The organism is Streptosporangium sp. NBC_01810 (genome assembly GCF_035917355.1).
Classification (GTDB): Bacteria; Actinomycetota; Actinomycetes; order Streptosporangiales; family Streptosporangiaceae; genus Streptosporangium.
Genome location: NZ_CP109070.1, coordinates 1,955,970 through 1,974,895, shown reverse-complemented (window position 1 = coordinate 1,974,895; position 18,926 = coordinate 1,955,970). Strand labels below are relative to the sequence as shown.

Annotated in this window: 19 protein-coding genes; 16 read left to right on the top strand and 3 right to left on the bottom strand. The window is 68.0% G+C overall.

The features are described 5' to 3' along the window. Nucleotides 1-66 precede the first annotated feature (66 nt). Together sbnA and sbnB are read right to left on the bottom strand one after the other, a co-directional pair. Nucleotides 67-1,047, bottom strand: coding sequence for a 2,3-diaminopropionate biosynthesis protein SbnA (sbnA, locus tag OIE13_RS09100; RefSeq protein WP_326640852.1), 981 nt, complete (start codon nt 1,045-1,047; stop codon nt 67-69). 22 nt (nt 1,048-1,069) lie between these two features. Next, the gene (gene sbnB / locus OIE13_RS09095) at nt 1,070-2,116 is read right to left on the bottom strand and encodes a 2,3-diaminopropionate biosynthesis protein SbnB (RefSeq protein WP_326641108.1); all 1,047 of its coding nucleotides are present in this window, start codon (nt 2,114-2,116) and stop codon (nt 1,070-1,072) included. A gap of 420 nt (nt 2,117-2,536) precedes the next feature. Here sbnB and OIE13_RS09090 point away from each other — a divergent pair, with 420 nt between their 5' ends. The 7 genes from OIE13_RS09090 to OIE13_RS09060 all read left to right on the top strand — a co-directional run bounded on the left by OIE13_RS09090 (nt 2,537) and on the right by OIE13_RS09060 (nt 7,114). After that, nucleotides 2,537-2,746 carry an MbtH family protein gene (locus OIE13_RS09090; protein ID WP_326640854.1) on the top strand — a complete coding sequence of 70 codons (210 nt, stop codon included), beginning with the start codon at nt 2,537-2,539 and terminating at the stop codon, nt 2,744-2,746. A 41-nt stretch (nt 2,747-2,787) separates the two neighbouring features. Continuing rightward, nucleotides 2,788-3,039 carry an acyl carrier protein gene (locus OIE13_RS09085; protein ID WP_326640856.1) on the top strand — a complete coding sequence of 84 codons (252 nt, stop codon included), beginning with the start codon at nt 2,788-2,790 and terminating at the stop codon, nt 3,037-3,039. A gap of 31 nt (nt 3,040-3,070) precedes the next feature. Then, complete coding sequence (locus tag OIE13_RS09080) at nt 3,071-4,291, top strand: beta-ketoacyl-[acyl-carrier-protein] synthase family protein (protein ID WP_326640858.1); 1,221 nt, start codon at nt 3,071-3,073, stop codon at nt 4,289-4,291. Continuing rightward, nucleotides 4,288-5,379, top strand: a complete 1,092-nt coding sequence (locus OIE13_RS09075) for a beta-ketoacyl synthase N-terminal-like domain-containing protein (protein ID WP_326640860.1) — start codon at nt 4,288-4,290, stop codon at nt 5,377-5,379. Before OIE13_RS09080 ends, OIE13_RS09075 begins: the two co-directional genes overlap by 4 nt. Before the next feature lie 13 nt (nt 5,380-5,392). Next, nucleotides 5,393-5,779 carry a 3-hydroxyacyl-ACP dehydratase FabZ family protein gene (locus tag OIE13_RS09070; protein WP_326641110.1) on the top strand — a complete coding sequence of 129 codons (387 nt, stop codon included), beginning with the start codon at nt 5,393-5,395 and terminating at the stop codon, nt 5,777-5,779. Then, nucleotides 5,766-6,266: a 3-hydroxyacyl-ACP dehydratase FabZ family protein gene (locus tag OIE13_RS09065; RefSeq protein ID WP_326641112.1), complete on the top strand. Its 501-nt coding sequence runs from the start codon at nt 5,766-5,768 to the stop codon at nt 6,264-6,266. The genes OIE13_RS09070 and OIE13_RS09065 overlap by 14 nt, the downstream gene beginning before the upstream one ends. A gap of 149 nt (nt 6,267-6,415) precedes the next feature. Continuing rightward, nucleotides 6,416-7,114: a 2-hydroxychromene-2-carboxylate isomerase gene (locus OIE13_RS09060; RefSeq protein WP_326640864.1), complete on the top strand. Its 699-nt coding sequence runs from the start codon at nt 6,416-6,418 to the stop codon at nt 7,112-7,114. A 368-nt stretch (nt 7,115-7,482) separates the two neighbouring features. Here the strand turns inward: OIE13_RS09060 and OIE13_RS09055 are convergent, their stop codons facing one another. After that, a complete protein-coding gene (locus OIE13_RS09055) occupies nt 7,483-8,574 on the bottom strand; it encodes a LacI family DNA-binding transcriptional regulator (protein WP_326641114.1) in 1,092 nt (363 codons plus the stop codon). 162 nt (nt 8,575-8,736) lie between these two features. On the opposite strand from OIE13_RS09055, the gene OIE13_RS09050 reads away from it, so the two are divergent. The 9 genes from OIE13_RS09050 (at nt 8,737) to OIE13_RS09010 (ending at nt 18,921) form a co-directional block, all read left to right on the top strand. Continuing rightward, nucleotides 8,737-10,359, top strand: coding sequence for an ABC transporter substrate-binding protein (locus OIE13_RS09050; protein ID WP_326829865.1), 1,623 nt, complete (start codon nt 8,737-8,739; stop codon nt 10,357-10,359). Between the two features lie 8 nt (nt 10,360-10,367). Then, on the top strand, nt 10,368-11,318 hold the full coding sequence (locus tag OIE13_RS09045; protein WP_326641118.1) for an ABC transporter permease: 951 nt from the start codon (nt 10,368-10,370) through the stop codon (nt 11,316-11,318). Further along, the gene (locus OIE13_RS09040) at nt 11,315-12,178 is read left to right on the top strand and encodes an ABC transporter permease (RefSeq protein WP_326641120.1); all 864 of its coding nucleotides are present in this window, start codon (nt 11,315-11,317) and stop codon (nt 12,176-12,178) included. Before OIE13_RS09045 ends, OIE13_RS09040 begins: the two co-directional genes overlap by 4 nt. Beyond that, entirely contained in the window at nt 12,178-13,146 is a 969-nt protein-coding gene (locus OIE13_RS09035) for an ABC transporter ATP-binding protein (RefSeq protein ID WP_326641123.1), read from the top strand. The genes OIE13_RS09040 and OIE13_RS09035 overlap by 1 nt, the downstream gene beginning before the upstream one ends. Continuing rightward, the gene (locus tag OIE13_RS09030; protein WP_326641125.1) at nt 13,139-13,966 is read left to right on the top strand and encodes an ABC transporter ATP-binding protein; all 828 of its coding nucleotides are present in this window, start codon (nt 13,139-13,141) and stop codon (nt 13,964-13,966) included. Before OIE13_RS09035 ends, OIE13_RS09030 begins: the two co-directional genes overlap by 8 nt. Further along, nucleotides 13,963-15,378, top strand: a complete 1,416-nt coding sequence (locus OIE13_RS09025) for an amidase (RefSeq protein WP_326641127.1) — start codon at nt 13,963-13,965, stop codon at nt 15,376-15,378. The genes OIE13_RS09030 and OIE13_RS09025 overlap by 4 nt, the downstream gene beginning before the upstream one ends. A gap of 30 nt (nt 15,379-15,408) precedes the next feature. Next, nucleotides 15,409-17,040 carry an amidohydrolase gene (locus OIE13_RS09020; RefSeq protein WP_326829864.1) on the top strand — a complete coding sequence of 544 codons (1,632 nt, stop codon included), beginning with the start codon at nt 15,409-15,411 and terminating at the stop codon, nt 17,038-17,040. Between the two features lie 85 nt (nt 17,041-17,125). Beyond that, nucleotides 17,126-18,091: an ATP-binding cassette domain-containing protein gene (locus OIE13_RS09015; RefSeq protein ID WP_326641131.1), complete on the top strand. Its 966-nt coding sequence runs from the start codon at nt 17,126-17,128 to the stop codon at nt 18,089-18,091. Next, nucleotides 18,088-18,921: an ABC transporter permease gene (locus tag OIE13_RS09010; protein ID WP_326641133.1), complete on the top strand. Its 834-nt coding sequence runs from the start codon at nt 18,088-18,090 to the stop codon at nt 18,919-18,921. The genes OIE13_RS09015 and OIE13_RS09010 overlap by 4 nt, the downstream gene beginning before the upstream one ends. The last annotated feature ends 5 nt before the right edge of the window (nt 18,922-18,926 follow it).

The following is an 18,926-nucleotide window of genomic DNA, read 5'->3' as shown; positions in this document are numbered from 1 at the left end:
CCGACGCGCCTTCCGATCTTCTCAAAAGTCCCAGAACTTATGATCGGCTCAGTAGAAACCCTGGACTCACCCAACCGGCTCGCGCCGGTCCCCCGCGAGCACGTCATCGCCGTAAACGTCACGCACCCAGCTCTCCTGGTAAACCGTGTCCAGATAGCGCTCACCAAGGTCAGGTGAAACCGCCACCGAGGACAGGTGATGACCAGGATCGTGCACCTGGAGCCACTGCAACGCACCGCTGCACACGGTCCCGGTCGACCCCCCGAACAAAAACCCCTTCTTCGCGAGCCGATGGCACATCCGGACCGTGTCCGGCTCGGACACATACACCACATCGCACAGATAGGACTCGTCGACCTGGACCTGCCGCTCGCTGGTACCAAGACCAGGGATCATACGCCGACCGGGCGGCCCGCCGAACGTCACCGAACCGACACTGTCCACAGCAACCACCCGCACCTGCGGCGCGAACTCACCAAACCAGCGCGCACAGCCCATCAACGTCCCGGTCGTACCCGCACCGACAAACAGCACGTCCAACTCCGGGAACCGGCGACTGATCGCAGGCGCCGTCCGCCGATAATGCGCTTGCCAGTTATTGGGGTTGCGGTACTGGTCAAGCCAGAGGTAACGATCATCAGACGCACATAACGTACGGATATAGGACAACCGTGCGCCAAGAAAGCCCCCGTCGTCGTCCGGCTCGGTAATCGTATGCACCTGACTGCCCAAAGACTCCATCAGCCGCTTGGTGGTCAGGTTGCACCGAGGATCGGTGACACACACGAACGTGTAACCCCTGCTCGCCGCGATCATGCTCAGCGCCACACCCATGTTGCCCGACGACGACTCGATGAGCACCGAGCTGTGATCGAGCAAACCACTGTGCTCGGCGGCCGAGATCATTTCCGAAGCGGCCTTGAGCTTCCCGGAGCCCGCGAAGTTGAACCCCTCGCACTTCAGATGAAGTGCCCGGCCGAGCAGCCCCTCCAACGCAACGTAAAGATCTTCGACGTGAAAGTCCTGTGGAGCGGAAATGATTGGCACGCCATGGTCCTCTTCTACAGCCTCAGCCCTTGCCGTAACGCGTCAACTCATGGAAGAACCCATCGACCGTCACAAGTCCGCCGTGTTGGGCGATCTCATCGTGGACATACTTGCCGACGGCAAGGTCAAGCACTCCGAGCCCGAACGGCGAGAACACGACAGGCCGGTCGGTGCGCACGTTCTTGATACCCGCCATCACCTCGTACAGGGTGGCGTCGATGAACTCACGCTTACCGGTCCGCTGCTCGGCCAGGTGCGGCGAGGTGTTGGCCTTCAGACAGTGCTCCACGTCGTCAACCACGTTGGCACTGCCCAAGATGATCTCCGGCGCAAGATCGCGCAGCGACACGTGCAGGACCAACGGATTATGCGAGAACCAACCCAGGTCCGTGACATGCGGGCTGCCGGCAACGGTTGCGAACACCAGCAGATCGCTCGACCGGATGAGGTCTTCGGCCGCCTCGTGGACCTTGACGCACGCACTGGCGTCCCTCGTCTCCACGTAGTCCTTGAAACCGCTCATGTGCGCCGGCGACAGGTCGTGCACACCGATCTCGTCGAACTGCCAGCCGGTACCCACCAGGTAGGTATGGATGTACCGGGCGATCAGACCGACACCGAAGAAGCCGACCCGCAACGGCCTGCCGCCCTCGCGGTCCCGAGACAGCCAGTCCGCGGCCAGCGCGGCCGAGGCCGCGGTGCGCGACGCGGAGATGATCGAGCTTTCCAGACAGGCGAACGGGTAGCCGGTGTCGCGATCGTTCAGGATCAACACGGCTGACGCTCTGGGCAACCCCGCGGCCACGTTCTCCGGGAAGCTGGAGATCCATTTGAGGCCGTCCACCTTGTTGCTCCCGCCGAGCGAGGCCGGCAGCGCGATGATGCGCGAGGTAGGCCGGTCGGGGAACGTCAAGAAATAGGAGGGAGGGTTTACCGTGTCACGTTGACCGTGCACTCTGTATGCGGCTTCCACCAGATCGACAACCTGTTTCTCCCTTCCATCCAGCGCATGACTTACCTGAGTGCCGGATATAACGGAGAAAGCCGGCGCCGCCGCCTTACCGGACATAGACGACCCTCAATCACAGAAAGTGGCCCTCAACGGAGGCTTGACTCACCGAAGCGTACGATATCCGGTCGCTTCTAAGGGAATCACTAGTGATTTCCTTGATTGGTCCTCGATATAGTCACTTTCGTCGTGAGCCTAGGGAGTCGTTCATGTCCGGCACGGCGGTACCAGCCCCACGGAAGGCTGGACGCGCGGCGGCTACCCGAGCCGGCGTCGGCGGCAACTGCAACTATCGCAGACGCAGTGGACGTCAGTGAGCGGGTGTTCACAGCGAGCCAATCAACTAACCGGCCGACGCGGGCGCGTGACGTCGCGCGGGCCGTGCTGTGGCCGGCTTCTGATGAGTCAAGGGACGTCACCGATTCGGTGGTCGCCGTCACCCGCGACTTTGCCGTCCACTGAGAGATAGGGAGCACTTGGATGACCAATCCTTTTGATGACGAGGCCGGCACGTACCTGGTGTTGGTCAACGCCGAGGGCCAGCACAGTTTGTGGCCGGAGTTCGCAGCCGTGCCCGACGGCTGGCGTCAGGTGTTCGGGCCGGGCAGCCGGGAGCAGGCGCTGAGGTTCGTCACCGAGAACTGGACCGACATGCGGCCCCTGTCACTGATAGCCCTGCACAACACCTGAACGAACCGCGTTTCCTTCCGGCAGAGATCAAGGAGCACAAGATGACCGCCATAACCAACGAGCGTGCCGCCAGGATCAGGGAGATCGTCTGCGAGGTCCTGGAGCTTGAAGAGGACGAGGTTACCGAATCCAGTCTGTTCATCGAGGACCACGAGGCCGACTCACTGCGGGCGATCGAGATCCTCGCCGCGCTGGAGAAGGAGTTCCGGATCGTCATCGAGCAGTCCGAACTGCCCAGAATGATCAACATCAACGGCGTCTACGAGGTAACCGCCGAAGCTGCCGGCTGGTAGGCCCGAAACCGCGAAAGCAGGAGGAAGCCCCGTGAACAGGGTGGTGCTTACCGGGTTTGGGGTGGTATCCAGCATCGGCTTGGGGAGCGCGGAGTTCGCGAAGGGACTACGGGCCGGCCGTAGCGGCGCCAGGCCGATCTCCGTGTTCGACACCTCGGGCTTCGAGCACGCCAACGGTTGCCAGGTCATGGGATTCGACCCGACCGTCTGGCTGCGCAACATCGATCCGGCCACGTTGGGCAGGGCAAGTCAGTTCTCCGCCGCCGCGGCGAGGATGGCGGTCACCGACGCGGGACTGGACGAGAAAGAACTGGCCGGCAAGCGTGGACTGGTCACCGTCGGCACCACCAACGGAGAGCCGTTCGACCTCGACGTGTTGATGGAGCCACGGATCGCTGAGGGGGTGAGGGCAACGGCCCCGGCGACGAGCCGCTGGGTCCCCCCTCTAATGTTGTCCATCTCCATCGCTCGCGAGCTGCGTATGAGCAACGTCAGCGCATACACCATCGGCACGGCCTGCGCTGCGGGCAACTACGCCATCGGCGACGGCTTCGATGCCGTGCGCTCGGGTGACGTCGAGTTCGCCTTGTGCGGTGGCGCGGACGCCATGTGCCGCAAGACCTTTGCCTCGTTCTACCGGCTGGGCGCCATCGCACCGCAGGTCTGCCAACCCTTTGACGCTGATCGTAGAGGCATCCTGACCGGTGAGGGCGCGGGCGTGCTGGTGATGGAGAGCCTGGACTCCGCGCTGGCACGTGGTGCCCGCATCTACGCCGAGGTGCTTGGCTACGGCCTGAACTGCGACGCATACCATCAGGTGGCGCCGAACCAATCCAGCATCGAGCGCTGCATGAGGCTGGCGCTGGACGACGCAGGAGTCAAGCCCCACGAGGTGGACCTGGTCTCCGCGCACGGCACCGGCACGCAGGCCAACGACATCACCGAATCTCGGGCCGTCCGCCAGGTCTACGGCGACAAGCCGCCGCGCACCGTCTCGATCAAGTCCATGCTGGGCCACACCATGGGCGCCGCGAGCGCGCTGGGCTCCATCGCGTGCGCACTGGCCATCACGCATGGATTCATCCCGCCGACCATCAACCATCGAGTCACCGACCCCGGGTGCGAGATCGACTGCGTGCCCAACACGTCGGTCGCCGCCGACTTGCGCGTGGTGCAAAACAACGGGCTGGCGTTCGGCGGCAACAACGCCAGCGTGATCCTCGGCAAATACGTCAAAGAGGATGGCCGGTGAACGCCCCACCTCTGCTCTCCGCCCGGCCTGTGATCACGGCATGGTCCGCGGTGTCGCCGTTCGGCCTCGGCCGGCAGTCCTTCGTGGACGGTGTTTCCACGGCCAAGCCCACCGTGGCTCCGCTCGACCGCGAGCTGTGGCCGGGACCTGCGACCACCGCCTGCCTGGTCCCGGACTTCTCCGCGAAGGACGTCTTGGGGCGCAAGGGAACCCGTTCGATGGATCGGGTGACGGGCCTGGCGGTGAGCACGGTCAGGTTGGTGTTGAGCGACGCCGAGGGCAATCAGGTCGTAGAGACGGGCACCGACACAGCACTGGTGCTGGGCACCACAATGGGCAGCGCGCAGTCTGCGATGGATTTCGCCCGGGAGTCCTCCGCCGCCGAACTGCCCTACCAAGTGGACCCGGGCCGGATGCTGAACACGGTGATGAACAGCGCCGCGGGCCAATGCGCTATCTGGCACCAATTACGCGGACCCAACGCCACGCTCGCCGGCGGTGACACCGCGGGTCTGCTCGCGATGGACTACGCCCGCCGACTGCTCGACAACAACCGGGCACGCAAGGTCCTTGTCGGCGCGGCGGAGGAGTACTCCAGCGTACGGGCCTGGCTGCACCACCATTACGGTGGAACCTCCACCCTCGGCGAGGGCTGCGCGTTCTTCCTCGTAGAGCCGCTGGCCGGCATCGGCGAGGGCCGTGAGCCGCTGGCCGAGGTGCTGGCCATCGGGTCGCGGGTCTACCTGGACCAAGACCCGCGGGCCACACTCGAGTCGCTTGTCCGCGGCGCACTGTCCAGCGTGCCGGCCGCGCCGGGTGACGTTTGGGCTGCATCGGGCTCGATGACGGGCATCGAGGGCGACCACGAGCAGGCGGTCCTGCGGCGAATGTTCGGTGATGACGCCGTGCAGCGGCTGCCGGCGACAGACCTATTGGGCGACACCGGCGCAGCGTCGTCGGCGTTTCGCATCGCGACGGTGCTCAGTGTGGCCAGGCGTTCGCCGGAGGCCGCCGGAAAACTCGCGGTCGTCACAGCCGTCGACAACCACGGCGTTGTGGCCTGCGCCCTGCTCCGATTGGCGAGATGACATGACGCCGCCGGTGAATCGTAGTGCGATCAGCCCGGTTACCGGACAGATACACCTGTTGTCCGGCAACGAGGTGGCGATCACGATCAGCCCGGACGAGCCGGTGTTCGCCGGTCACTACCCCGGATTCCCGATCTTCCCCGGCATGTGCGTGGTGGAGGTGGTGCATCGCGGAGCGCTTCTCACGGCGCCGGCGGAGGCGGGCGAGCTGACAATGGCGGCGCTGGAGTCGGCCCGCTTTATGACGCCGGTATTCCCGGGCGACGAGTTGACCGTGGTCATCGAGTGGAGGCAGGGCCGGGAGCACTGGCACTGTTCGGCCAAGGCCAGGGTGGCCGACCGGAACGTGGCATCTGTCAAATTGCGGTACCGGAGCGGGATGACCAATGGCCGACCTTAGTAAAATTCTGCCACACCGCTACCCGATGCTGTTGGTGGACGAGGTGCTCGATATCTCTCCCGGTGAGCGGATCACCGCGCTGAAGTCGGTCAGCCGCAACGAGCCATGGTATCGCGATCATGTGGACGGGCCCTACCCAGAGGTGCTGCTCGTCGAGTCCTGGGCGCAGGCCGCGGGCCTAATCCTCGGCGTCGAGCAGCCCGACCCGGACGGCCGGCACGTCCGGGTCGGGCTGCTCGACCCGGACGTGCCGGCCGGACAGGTGATGCTCCTCGGATCGCTGGCCGGGATCGAGTTCCACCGTCGTGTACTGCCCGGTGACGTGCTGGAGCACCGGGTGCGGGTGTCCCGGGCCATCGGCGAGACCGTGATCTTTGAAGGTGAATGCGTCGTGCGCGGCGAGCTCGTGTTCACCGTGTCCAAAATGGTGGTGGCCTACCGCCCCGCCGAACAACTGCGTGCAGCGACAGGCGGACATGACCATTGAGTCCAGGGTCGCCATTGTCAGCGGCGGCTCTCGGGGTATCGGCCGTGCGGGAGTGGGGCGCCCGCGTAGAAGCCGGCCTCGGTCCAATCTTCTTGCCGCAGGAGACGTTGTGCAGTCAATGAACGCGATAGAAACGGACTGATGATTCGATGGCCAAACCCAAGCGGCTGAAGTGGTACTTCTCACTGCGTAGCCCGTATTCCTGGATCGCCTATCGTGACCTGCTCGCGCACCACCCGGACGTTCTGGCCGCCGTAGAGTGGCTACCGATGTGGGAACCCGGTGAGGAGTGCTCGCGTCTGGTGGCCGAGCAGGGGATCGAACTGCCCTACACGGTCATGTCCAAGGCAAAACACCTCTACATCCTCCAGGACGTACGTCGGCTGGCCCGGGCCAGAGGGCTGACCATGACCTGGCCTGTCGACAAGGACCCGGAATGGGACGTGGCACACCTCGGCTACCTGGCGGCGCTGGACGAGGGCAAGGGCGAGGAGTTCGTCGCGGCGACCTACCGCGCCCGCTGGGAGAACGGCCTCAACATCTCCGATCCTGACGTTGTCGCCGCTGTCGCCAAGGAGATCGGCCTCGACCCGGTCCGCATCGCGGGTGCCCATGAGGATCCATTGATGCAGGCGCGGAGCGTTGCCTACCTGAAGAATATCGAGAAGGACGGCGTGTTCGGAGTGCCCATGTTCATGAACGGGCGCGACAAGTTCTGGGGCGCCGACCGGGTACTGGACTTCGTGGCATCGGTCCGTGGCACATGGGCGCCGCAGCCCGAGCCGATCGAGACGGTGGTGCCGCCGGCCGCAGCCGGAGACGCCGGCCACGCGGGCGGTTGCGGCTGACCGACGATCGCCGCGCCCGATCTCGGCGCGAAGGCTGTTAACGGCGCCTCTGCCGCTCCACCGGCCAACGTGCCGATGGCGGTCCTGCGGTTCCCGTCGGAGTTTTCTTCGTCATGCTGCGGCGTTCTCGGTGTTCGAGTCGGCCGATGTCGCCGTGTACATTCTGCGGTGAGGTCTGTGTCTGCCGAAAACATCATCCATGCAGTTCAAGCGGCATGTTGATACTCGTGTAGGACTCCGCCGAGCCTGTCTCTTCGGCGTATGTTCAGATCGATGATTCGCTCTGGATCGGTGATCGGAATCGGGACTGAACGACCCAGGCCGCAGCTCGTAATCCGTGGGTCGCCGGGACCGATTCCGCCTGAACGTCACCCGGGGGTGATCGGGGACACCACCGGCCGTCGTGTCCGCCGCGTGGGCCGCCGGCCGGGAAAGGCCGAAGACGCGCGAATCTGGAAGTCGGCGGAGAAGAGGCGGCCCTGGTCGCCCTCCCGGCCTTCGATGCGGTCGACGAGCAGTTCCACCGCCGCCCGGGCGGTCTCACCGGGCAGGAAGCCGAGCGTGCTTATCGGCGGATCGGTGTAGACGGCCGCCAGATCCTCCGTGGCGCAGACGAGCAGCAGATCATCGGGGACGGAGCGGCCGAGCCTGCGAATCGTGTCCAGCAGGAGCGGCGGGCTGAGCTCGACCAGGGTGAAGAGCGCGTCGGGCGGGACGCGGGCCGCGAGCAGTTCCCGCACGGCGTCGAGCGTCTGCTGGACACCGGGGCCGGGAAGGCAGACGATCCGGGGTTCGCGCCCCTGCTCGGCGCACCAGTCCTGGTAGGCGCCGACCGACTGCTGGTGGAAGCAGGCCGTGGTCGCGGCCGCGACGACCGCGATCCGTTCGGCGCCGGCCTCCTTCAGGTGATCGAGGACCTGACGCACGGCACTGTCGTAGTCGAAGTCGACCCACCGGCCGGTCTCCCATTCCCCGCTCGCGACCTCCGCCAGGGCCCGGCGGTCGGTGACCACGGGGACACCTGCCGCGAGGAAGTCTCCGACCATCGGGTCTCTCTCGACCGGGTCGACGACGAACACGCCGTCCAGCGGCATGTCCAGCCAGCAGTCGTCCGGCCCGGAGGTGGGCAGCAGGACGACGCCGTATCCGTGGGCAAGGGCCGCCCGGGTCGCCTCAGTGACAAGCAGCCCGAAGTAGGCCAGTTCCGCATAGACCCACGGCGCCTCAACATACTCCCGTGCCGCGAGGCCGAGCAGCCGGGTGTGCCCACTGCGCAGCAGCCGTGCCGTGGCGTTCGGGCGGTAGCCGAGGCTTCGCGCCACTTTCTGGACATGCTCGCGGGTGGCCGAGGGAAGGCGCCCGGCTCCGTTCAGTGCGTCCGACACGGTCGTCTTGGACACCCCCGCGGCACGGGCCACGTCCACGAGGCGAACCCGGGACCTGCGATCCGACATGCTCATGAGCAGGATCCTGTCATCTGGCCGGGTGGTTCGTCACCCAGTCTCCCAGCGTTGCAGAATCGTTCCTTCACTCCCTTGTGCAGGAACGTTCCTTCACGAATACTCACTGCCACCTCAGCCGCACACCGGATCGTTGCGGCCCGTTCAGAAAGAGGTGGTCTGATGCGCACCTCCCGTTTCGCCGCCGCAACGGCGTTGCTCGCCCTCGCGGTCGCCGCCTGCGGCGGCGCTTCGCAAACCGGCAAGGGCGGCGGCGACTCCGCCGCTTTCGAGATCACGAAGGACACTCCCCCGGCCAAGGGCCCCGTGGACTCGGTGACCTGGTCGCTCTACGCCGAACCGCAGTCACTCGACTACGTGTACGCCTTCGACTACCACCCCAACACCGTGCTCGCCAACGTGTGCGAGCAGCTCATGCGGATCACTCCTGACCTGAAGCTGGAGCCCGGCCTGGCCGGCGCCGCGTCTTCTCCCGACCCCAAGCGCTGGGTCTACACGATCCGCTCCGGCGTGAAATTCCACGACGGCTCCACACTCACCGCCGATGACGTCGTCGCGAGCATGCGCCGCCACCTGGATCCCAAGGTCGGCTCGTACTGGGTCTCGACCTACGAGAACGTCGACAAGATCGAGAAGACCGGCCCGATGGAGGTCACGGTCCATCTGAAGGAGCCCGACCAGGTCTTCAACGAGGAGATGGGCACTTCCGCCGGAACCATCGCGAGCGCCGCCTCCCTGGCAAAGGAGGGCTACGGCACCCCGGATGTCGGAGTCAACTGCACCGGGCCGTTCATGCTCGACTCATGGCAGAAGGGCCAGTCGATCAACCTCAAGAAGTTCGACGGCTACTGGGACGCATCGCTCGCACCCAAGGTGAACACGATCAAGAACGTGTTCATCCCGGACCCCGCCGCCCGCGTCAACGCACTGCTCTCCGGCGAGGTCGACGGCGGTTACCTGCTGCCGTCCACCGGATATCCCAAGCTTCGCACCGCCACCAACGGCACGCTCTACTTCGGCCCCAACACGACGGCCGTGAGCATGATCCCCACCAACCTCAAGGGCACGCTCGGCGACATCAAGGTCCGCAAGGCGCTGTCCATGGCGATCGACCGTGACGGCATCATCAAGGCCGCCGCGGGCGGAGTCGCCACACCGGCGAAGGCGCCCGGCGCCATCGGCGCCTGGGGAATCGCCCCGGAGGCGGCCAAGGACTACTACGCCAAGCTTCCGGCCCTCACCCGGGACATCGCCGGGGGGAAGAAGCTGATCGAGGAGGCGGGCGCCACCGGCAAGAAGATCGTGATCGCGACCAGCACCCTCTCCCCGGAGATCGGCGTCATCGCCAACGCGGTGCAGTCGGCAGGCCAGGCCATCGGCCTGCAGGTCGAGCTGAAGGCGGTCGCCCCGGAGGCCTACACGGCGCTGTTCTCCGACCCGAAGGCCCGCGAGGGGATCGATCTGGTCATGACGATCTGGTACGACTCCACTCCCGACCCGCTGGAGTTCTACGGGATCCTGAAGACGGGCAACTTCGCCAACTACGGCGGCTATTCCAACCCCGAGTACGACGCCATCGTCGAGGAGGCGGCCGCCCAGCCCGACCCGGCCGCGCGCGCGGCGACGATCGCCAAGCTGCAGGAGATCGCCGTCCGCGATGTGGTCTGGATCCCGCTGTACGAGGTGCCGCACAACATGTTCCTCAACAAGCGGCTCACCGGCGCGCCGACCAGCATCTCGCAGCTTGTCTACCCGTGGGCGGCTCGTCTGGGCTCAGCCGGTTGAGTTCGACCATGGCAGGCTTTCTCCTCCGCCGGGCCGCCGGGATCATCGTGACACTGCTCGTCACGTCGTTCCTGGTCTTCGGTTCGGTCCATCTCGCCCCCGGTGACCCGGCGTCCTTCCTCCTGGGAGGCCGCTCGGCGTCACCGGCGGCGGTCGCGGCCATCAAAGAGCAGTACCACCTGAACGACCCGTTCCTGGTCCAGTACACCAAGTGGATCGGCGGCATCGTCACCGGAGACTTCGGCAAGTCCGTGCAGTTCCGGCAGGACGTGGGCGGCCTGATCGGCGCCCGGCTGCCGACGACGCTGTGGCTCATCGGCTACGCCGGCCTGCTCATCCTGATCGGAGGGGTGGCGATCGGGGCACTGGCCGCGCTGCGGCGGGGCACGGTCGACCGGGTGGTCCTCATCGGCACAGGCGTCGCCACGGCCACCCCGTCATTCGTCGCCGCGATCGGGCTGATCTCGCTGTTCTCCGTCCAGCTGGGCTGGTTCCCCGCCTTCGGCAACGGCAGCGGTTTCGGCGACCGGATCAACCATCTGACGCTCCCGGCGGCGGCGCTCGCCCTGACCTTCATCGGCCTGCTGGCCCGGGTGACCCGAACGTCCATGTTGGCAGAGCTGGGACGCGAGCACGTCGAGGTGGCCCGCTCCCGCGGGGTGCCCGGCTCGGACGTGGTACGGCGGCATGTGCTGCGCAACGCCCTCGTCCCGATCACCACCGTGACCGGGACGATCGTGGCCGGCCTGCTGGTCGCCACCTCGATCGTGGAGACCGCCTTCGGCCTGTCCGGGGTCGGCCAGTTACTGGTCGGCTCCGTCACCGTCAAGGACTTCCCGGTCGTGCAGGCCATCAGCCTGATGGTGGTGCTGGCCTTCGTCTGCGCCAACCTCATCGTCGACCTGATCCATCCGCTCATCGACCCCCGCCTGTCCCACGCGAAGGGAGGCACAAGATGACCCCCCTGCCCATCCACCGGCGCAGCCTCCTCGCGCCGCTGGCCCGCATCGTGGGAGGCGACAAGCTCGTCACGGCCGCCCTCGCCGTGCTGACCGTGCTGCTCGTCACGGCGGTCTTCGCCCCGCTGATCGCCCCGTACGACCCCGACGCCGTCGATCTGTCCGCGACCCTGAGCGGCTCCACCTCCGACCACCTGCTGGGCGCGGACCAGTCCGGCCGCGACGTGCTGTCCCGGCTGATCTTCGGTGCCCGGACGGGGCTGCTCGGCCCGCTGATGGTCGTGGTCGTATCGACGGTGCTCGGCGCGCTGATCGGGGTGACCGCCGCCTGGTACGGCGGGATCGTCGACTCCGTGCTGTCGCGCGCCATGGAGCTCGTCTTCTCCTTCCCCGCCCTGCTGCTGGCCATCATCCTGGTGGCGGTCTTCGGGGCCGGGCTGACCGCACCGGTGATCGCGATGAGCGTCGCCTACGCCCCGTACGTCGGCCGGCTCGCCCGCAGCGTGGCCCTGCAGGAGAAGTCCCGCCCCTACATCCAGGCGTACCGGGTGCAGGGCTGGTCCGGCTGGGTGATCTGCGTGAAGCATCTGCTTCCCAACATCGCTCCGCTGATCCTGGCCCAGTCCGCGATCAACTTCGGATACGCGCTCATGGATCTCGCGGCGCTCTCCTTTCTCGGCTTCGGTGTCCAGCCGCCCACCGCCGACTGGGGCGCGATGATCAACGAGGGTGCCCCGGCCCTGCTCCAGGGCGCGATGCTTCCCGCCCTCGCCCCAGGCGCCGCCATCGTGATCACGGTGGTCGCATTCAGCATCGTCGGCGAGTCCATCGCCGACCGCGTCGCCAGGCGGGAGCGGTGATGACCAGTCGGCTATTGGAGATCGAGAACCTGAACGTGCGGCTCGCGGCCGGCAAGGCCGCGCGTCCCATCCTTGACGGCGTGTCGCTGCACGTCGAACGCGGCGAGACCGTCGGGCTGGTCGGCGAGTCGGGGTCGGGCAAGTCCGTCACCTGCCGTTCGGTGCTGGGCCTGCTTCCCGAGGAGACCGAAGCCGCCGGCAGCGTGCGGGTGGACGGAGAAGACGTCCTGACGATGTCCTCCACCCGGCTCCGCGACCTGCGCCGCCGCGACGTCTCCATGATCTTTCAGGATCCTCGGGCCTCCATCAACCCGCTGCGCAGGATCGGCGACTACGTCACCGAGGGGATGCGGGCCGGCGGGGTGTCACGGAAGGACGCTCTCAAGCGGGCCACGGAGTTGCTGGAGTCGGTCGGCATCCGTGAGCCGCGCGCGGCTCTGCGCAGGTACCCGCATGAATTCTCCGGGGGCATGCTGCAGCGCGTGATGATCGCCGGCGCGCTCGCCGGAGAGCCGCGGCTGCTGCTGGCCGACGAGCCCACCACCGCGCTGGACGTCACCACCCAGGCCGAGGTCATCTCGATCCTGACCGGTCTGCAGGCCGAGCGTGCCATGGGGATGCTCTTCGTCACCCACGACCTGGAACTGGCCGCGGCGATCTGTGACCGCATCTGCGTGATGTACGCGGGCCGGATCGTGGAGGTCCAGTCCACAGCGGGGCTGTTCGACCGGCCCCGCCACCCGTACACGATGGGGCTCCTGGCCGCGACCCCGCGGTTGGACGTGGACCGGCCACCGCGCGGCGTACCGGGGCGGCCGGTGTCGCTCGCCGAGGCTCCGAGCGGGTGCGCGTTCGCGGCCCGATGCGCTCATGCGCGCCCCCGATGCGCCGAGCAAGCGCCGGTCCAGCGGGAAATCGACGGTGTCCAGGTGGCCTGCCTGCGCGCGGAGGAACTGATCCATGGCTGAGTACGCGCTGGAGGTCGAGGACCTGCGCAAGTCGTTCGGCGACCATGTGGCCGTCAACGACGTCTCCTTCTCGATGCGGCCCGGCGGCTCCCTGGCCATCGTGGGCGAGTCGGGATCGGGGAAGACGACCACCGCGCGGATGCTCGTCGGCCTGGAGCGGCCGGACTCCGGCCGGATCCGCGTCGGCGGGCGGGACCGCTCCGATGTGGCCCGCGGCAAGGCGACCCGGCTTTCCCGTGCCCGAGAGATCCAGATGGTCTTCCAGGACCCCTATCTTTCGCTCGACCCCCGCGTCAGCGTCGCGCAGTGCGTCGAGGAGCCGCTGCGCCTGCACTTCGCGATGAGCCGACGGGAAAGGCAAGCCCGCCGCGACGAGTTGCTGGCGCGGGTGGGCCTCGGCGAGCGGGAGGCGGACGCGCTCCCCAAACGGTTGTCCGGCGGCCAGCGCCAGCGGGTCGCCATCGCCCGCGCGCTGGCGACCGAGCCGAAGGTGCTGATCCTGGACGAGGCGACCGCCGCCCTCGACGTGTCCATCCAGGCCCAGATCCTCGACCTGCTCGCGGAGATCCGCCGTGACACCGGCGTCGGATATCTGTTCGTCACCCACAACCTGGCACTCGTCCGGCACGTCGCCGACGACATCCTCGTGCTCTACCAGGGGCGCGTGGTCGAGTCAGGTCCCAGCCCGCGGGTGCTGGCCGACCCCGAGCACCCCTACACCCGCCTGCTGCTGCACTCGGTGCCACGCCCCGGCTGGGACCCCTCCCAGATCGCGGCAGACCGACGTGCCCTCGCAACCGATTCGAAGGAGCTCTCATGACAGACCTCACCTACCTTTCCGCGACCGAGGCCCTGCGGTTGTTCACGTCCCGAGAGCTGTCCCCCGTCGAGCTGATGACCGCCGTCGTCGAGCGCGCCGAGGCCGTCGAGCCACAGGTCAACGCGCTGAGCGAGCGCACCTTCGACGAGGCCCTCCTCCAGGCCAAGCAGGCCGAACGCGCCTACCGCGACGGCTCCCCGCGACCGCTGGAGGGCATTCCCATCGCCACGAAGGACGAGCAGCCGATCACCGGACGGCTCGCCACGGACGGCTCCCTCGCCTACACCGACCATGTGGCCGAGGTGACCCACCCGGTCATCGAGCGGGTGCTGGCCGCCGGCGGCATCGTGCACGCCCGCACCACGACGCCCGAGTTCTGCTGCGCGGGCTTCACGCACTCGAAGCTGTGGGGGATCACCCGCAACCCGTGGAACCTGGACTACTCGCCCGGCGGCTCCTCCGGCGGCTCCGGGGCGGCGCTCGCCTCCGGTACGGCAACGCTCGCGACCGGCTCCGACATCGGCGGGTCGATCCGGATGCCCGCCGCCAACACCGGCACCGTCGGCTACAAGCCGCCCTACGGCCGGGTGCCCGCGATGCCGCCGTTCAACCTCGACCACTACTGCCACGACGGGCCTATGGCCCGCACCGTCGCCGACTGCGCGCTGCTGCAGAACGTCATCGTCGGCCCGCACCCGCACGACGTGGTCTCGCTCCGCCCGGCCGTTCAGATCCCGGACCGGCTCGGGGACGTGACCGGCCTGCGCGTCGCGTACGCGCCCAACCTGGGCGACTGGGAGATCGAGCCGGAGATCGCGGCCAACACCCGGGCGGTCGCGGACGCTCTGCGGGAGGCCGGGGCGATCGTGGAGGAGGTCGAGGTCGGCCTGCGCCGCGCCGACGTCACCGAAGCCGTCTTCATCCACTTCGGCGCCATCTTCGGCCCCATGGTCACCCGCGTCGCTGCCGAGCACGGCGACAAGCTCACCCCCTACGCCCTCGCCTTCGCCGCGGACGCCGAGCGGGCGATGGGACGGAGCGGCGCCTTCCTGGCCGGTCTGGAGCTGGAGGCGGCGATCTACGCGCCGATCGGCGAGCTGCTCGACCGCTACGACGCGCTGATCTGCCCGACCACCGGCGCTCCCGGCCTGCGCGCCGGCGAGGAGTACGTCGACACCAAGCTCACCGTCAACGGCGTGGAGCTCGACCAGTATCTGGAGTACTCGCTGACGCCGGTCTTCAACATCGCCAGCCGCTGCCCGGTGCTCAACGTCCCGTCCGGGCGGGCGTCCAACGGCGTACCGACCGGGGTGCAGATCGTCGGACGCAGCTACGACGACGCGACGGTCTTCCACATCGGCGCCGCCGTCGAGCGGGTCCGCCCGTGGGCCTTCCGCCCCGATTCGCTCTGATCCCCTGATCTCATCTCGAGGAGAACTCGCATGACCACCCCCGCCGACCTCGTCTTCCAAGGCGGTCCGGTGCACACGCTCGCCCCCGGCCGTACCGCCGCCACGGCGGTCGCCGTCCGCGACGGCCGGATCGTCGCAGTCGGGGAGGACACCGACGTGAAGCCGCTGATCGGCGCGACCACCGAGATCGTCGACCTGGCCGGTCGAGCCCTGCTCCCCGGGTTCCAGGACGCCCACGTGCATCCGGTCCTCGCCGGCCTCACCATGATCCGGTGCGACCTGCACGACGCCGGCGACGCCGACGAGGCCGTTGCCGCCGTCCGCGCCTATGCCAGGGCGAACCCCGAGGCCGGCTGGATCAGCGGAGGCGGCTGGTCCATGGAATGGTTCCCCCGGGGAACGCCCAGCCGTCGCCTACTGGACGCGGCGGTCCCCGACCGGCCCGTCCACCTGATCAACAGTGACGGCCACGGAGCCTGGGTCAACACCAGGGCTCTCGAGCTGTGCGGAATCGACGCGGGCACCCCGGACCCGGTCGACGGGCGCATTGAGCGGGAGGCCGACGGCTACCCACAGGGAACGCTCCACGAAGGCGCGTCGGACCTGGTCGGCCGGCACATCCCCGAGCCGGCCGCGGACACGATGCTGCGCGCCCTGCGGGCCGGCCAGCAGCGGCTGCACTCGGCCGGGGTGACCGCCTGGCAGGACGCGATGGTCAACCCCGAGGTGCAGCGGGCCTACCTGACCGCCGCCGAGTCCGGACTGCTCACCGGCCGCGTGGTCGGCGCGCTGTGGTGGGACCGCGAAAGGGGTGAGGAGCAGATCCCCGAACTGCTCGCGCGCAGAGGCGACGCGGGCCGGTTCCGGGCCACCAGCGTCAAGATCATGCAGGACGGTGTGGCGGAGAACTACACCGCCGCGATGACCTCCTCGTACCTGGACGGCTGCGGCTGCGGGACCGGCAACCAGGGGATCAGCTTCGTCGATCCGGAGAGGCTGCGCGCGTACGTCACCCTCCTGGACGCCGAGGGCTTCCAGGTTCACGTGCACGCCGTCGGGGACCGGGCGGCCCGCGAAGCCCTCGACGCGTTCGAGGCCGCTCGGGCCGCCAACGGAACGAACGACAATCGCCACCACATCGCCCATCTCCAGGTCGTGCACCCGGACGACGTGCCGCGGTTCGCCGACCTCGGGATCACCGCCAACATGCAGCCGCTGTGGGCGGCGCACGAGCCGCAGATGGACGAACTGACCATTCCGTTCCTCGGCCCGGAACGGGCAGGTTGGCAGTACCCGTTCGGAGATCTGGTTCGCGTCGGCGCGCCGCTCGCGGCGGGCAGCGACTGGCCGGTCAGCAGCCCCGACCCGTTCCTGGGCATCCATGTCGCGGTCAACCGGACGATCCCCGGCGAGAGTGCCGAGGTGTTCCTGCCGGAACAGCGTCTGAGCCTGACGGCCGCGCTGGCCGCCTACACGATCGGCACGGCACGAGTGAACCACCTGGACACCCGGACCGGCACGATCGAGAAGGGCAAGCTCGCCGACCTGGTGATCACCGACCGCGACCCCTACTCGATCCCGGCCGGCGAGATCGGCGAGACCACGGTGCTGGCCACCTACGTCGAAGGCGATCGAGTCCACGCCGATCCGGCCTTCTGCTGAACACCGCGGCGAGCGGCGCGATCGGTCTATCGCGGCACAGGGTGTCCATTTGCAAAACCTACCTACCAATAGGTAGGTTTTATGGATGGACAGAACCACCCCACCGGCCATTCGGGTGGCCGGACTCGGCCGGGACTTCGGAGACCGCTCCGCGGTGCACCAGCTCGATCTTCAAGTGAACACCGGAGAGGTCTACGGACTGCTCGGCCCCAACGGCTCCGGCAAGAGCACCACCGTCCGCATGCTCACCACGATGCTCCGCCCTTCCCGGGGCACCGCCCACGTCGCGGGTGCCGACATCACCCGCGAGCCCGAGACCGTGCGCCGCCGCATCGGAATCGTCCTGCAGGAAACAGCCCTCGACCCTCTCATGTCCGCCCGCGAACTGCTGCACCTGCAGGGCCGGCTGCAGTCGTTCACCGCCCGGCAGGCCCGTGACCGCGGTGCCGAACTCCTCGCGTCCTTCTCCTTGGAGGAATTCGCCGACACTCCCGTCAGCCGGCTCAGCGGAGGCCAGCGCCGCCGCGTCGACCTCGCCGTCGCCCTGGTCCAGCGCCCCCTGGTCCTCTTCCTGGACGAACCCACCACCGGCCTCGACCCGATCAGCCGACGCCGCCTGTGGGAGGAAATCCGCACCCTGTCCGCCGGCCACCGCATGACCGTCCTGCTGACCACCCAGTATCTGGAGGAGGCCGACCAGCTCTGCGACCGCGTGGGCATCCTGCGCGAAGGCCGCCTCGTCACCTCCGCCGCCCCCCACGCCCTCAAGGCGGAGGCGGGCGACCGCGTCCTGACCCTGCGCTTCCGTGACGCCGACACCACAGGCCACGCCCTGCGGCTGCTCACCGACCGGGGCGAGCAGGCCGCCCTGACCGGACCCGATGCCCGCGCCTTGAGCACCCGGCTCGCACACCCCGGCGCCGACGGGAAGATACTGCTCGCCCTCGCCTCCGCCGGACTGCACGCCGACTCCCTAAGCGTCGACGAGCCCAGCCTGGAGGACGTCTTCCTCCGCCTCGCCACCGCGCCGAAAGGCGAATCCGCCGCATGAGCACCGCCCCGGCCACCATCACCGCCCTCGATGCCGACCGCATGCCCCTGTCCGCGGCGCCGACATCGTTCGCCGCGTTCCGGGCCCTGACCGCCCGCTCGCTCAGGGCCTGCGCCCGTACCCCCTCCTTGCTTTACTCACCGCTGTTCATGAGTGCGTTCTTCCTGATCGTCTACGAGGCGCAGCTCTCCACGGTCGCCTCCGCGACCACGCCCGGCGGACGCTACATCGACATGGTGTTACCGCTGTGCCTGCTCACCACGGTCTTCACCGGCGGCGCCACCGCCGGCCAGCTCCTCGTACGCGACATCGGCTCCGGCTATCACGCCAGGCTATGGCTCACCCCGGTGGGCCGCTGGACGCTCACCGCCGCCCCCGTCCTAGCCGGGATCCTCATCCTCACCGCGCAGGCCGGCGCGCTCACCGCACTCGGCCTGCTGCTCGGTCTGAGCCCCGTCTCCGGCCTCCCCGCCCTGCTCGCCCTGGTCGGCGCGACCGTACTCCTCGGTATCGGATTCCAGCTGCTGACGGCCGCGGTCGCCCTCCACACCGGCAACGGCTCGGCGATCGGATCCGTCACCCTGGTCTTCTTCCCTCTCTCGTTCTTCACCGCCACCTTCGTACCGCGTGACCAACTCGACGGCTGGATGGCCTACGCGGCCGACATCAACCCCCTCACCCCGCCCCTGGAAGCGATGCGCGGCCTGCTCACCTCACCCTGGAGCGAGCAGAACCTTCTCCCCGGCGCCCTCGTCACCGCCGGCACTCTCGCCGCGGGCGCTGTCGCGGCCCGCCTCGCCCTTACCCTCCGTACCCGAACAGGAGTCTGAACCGC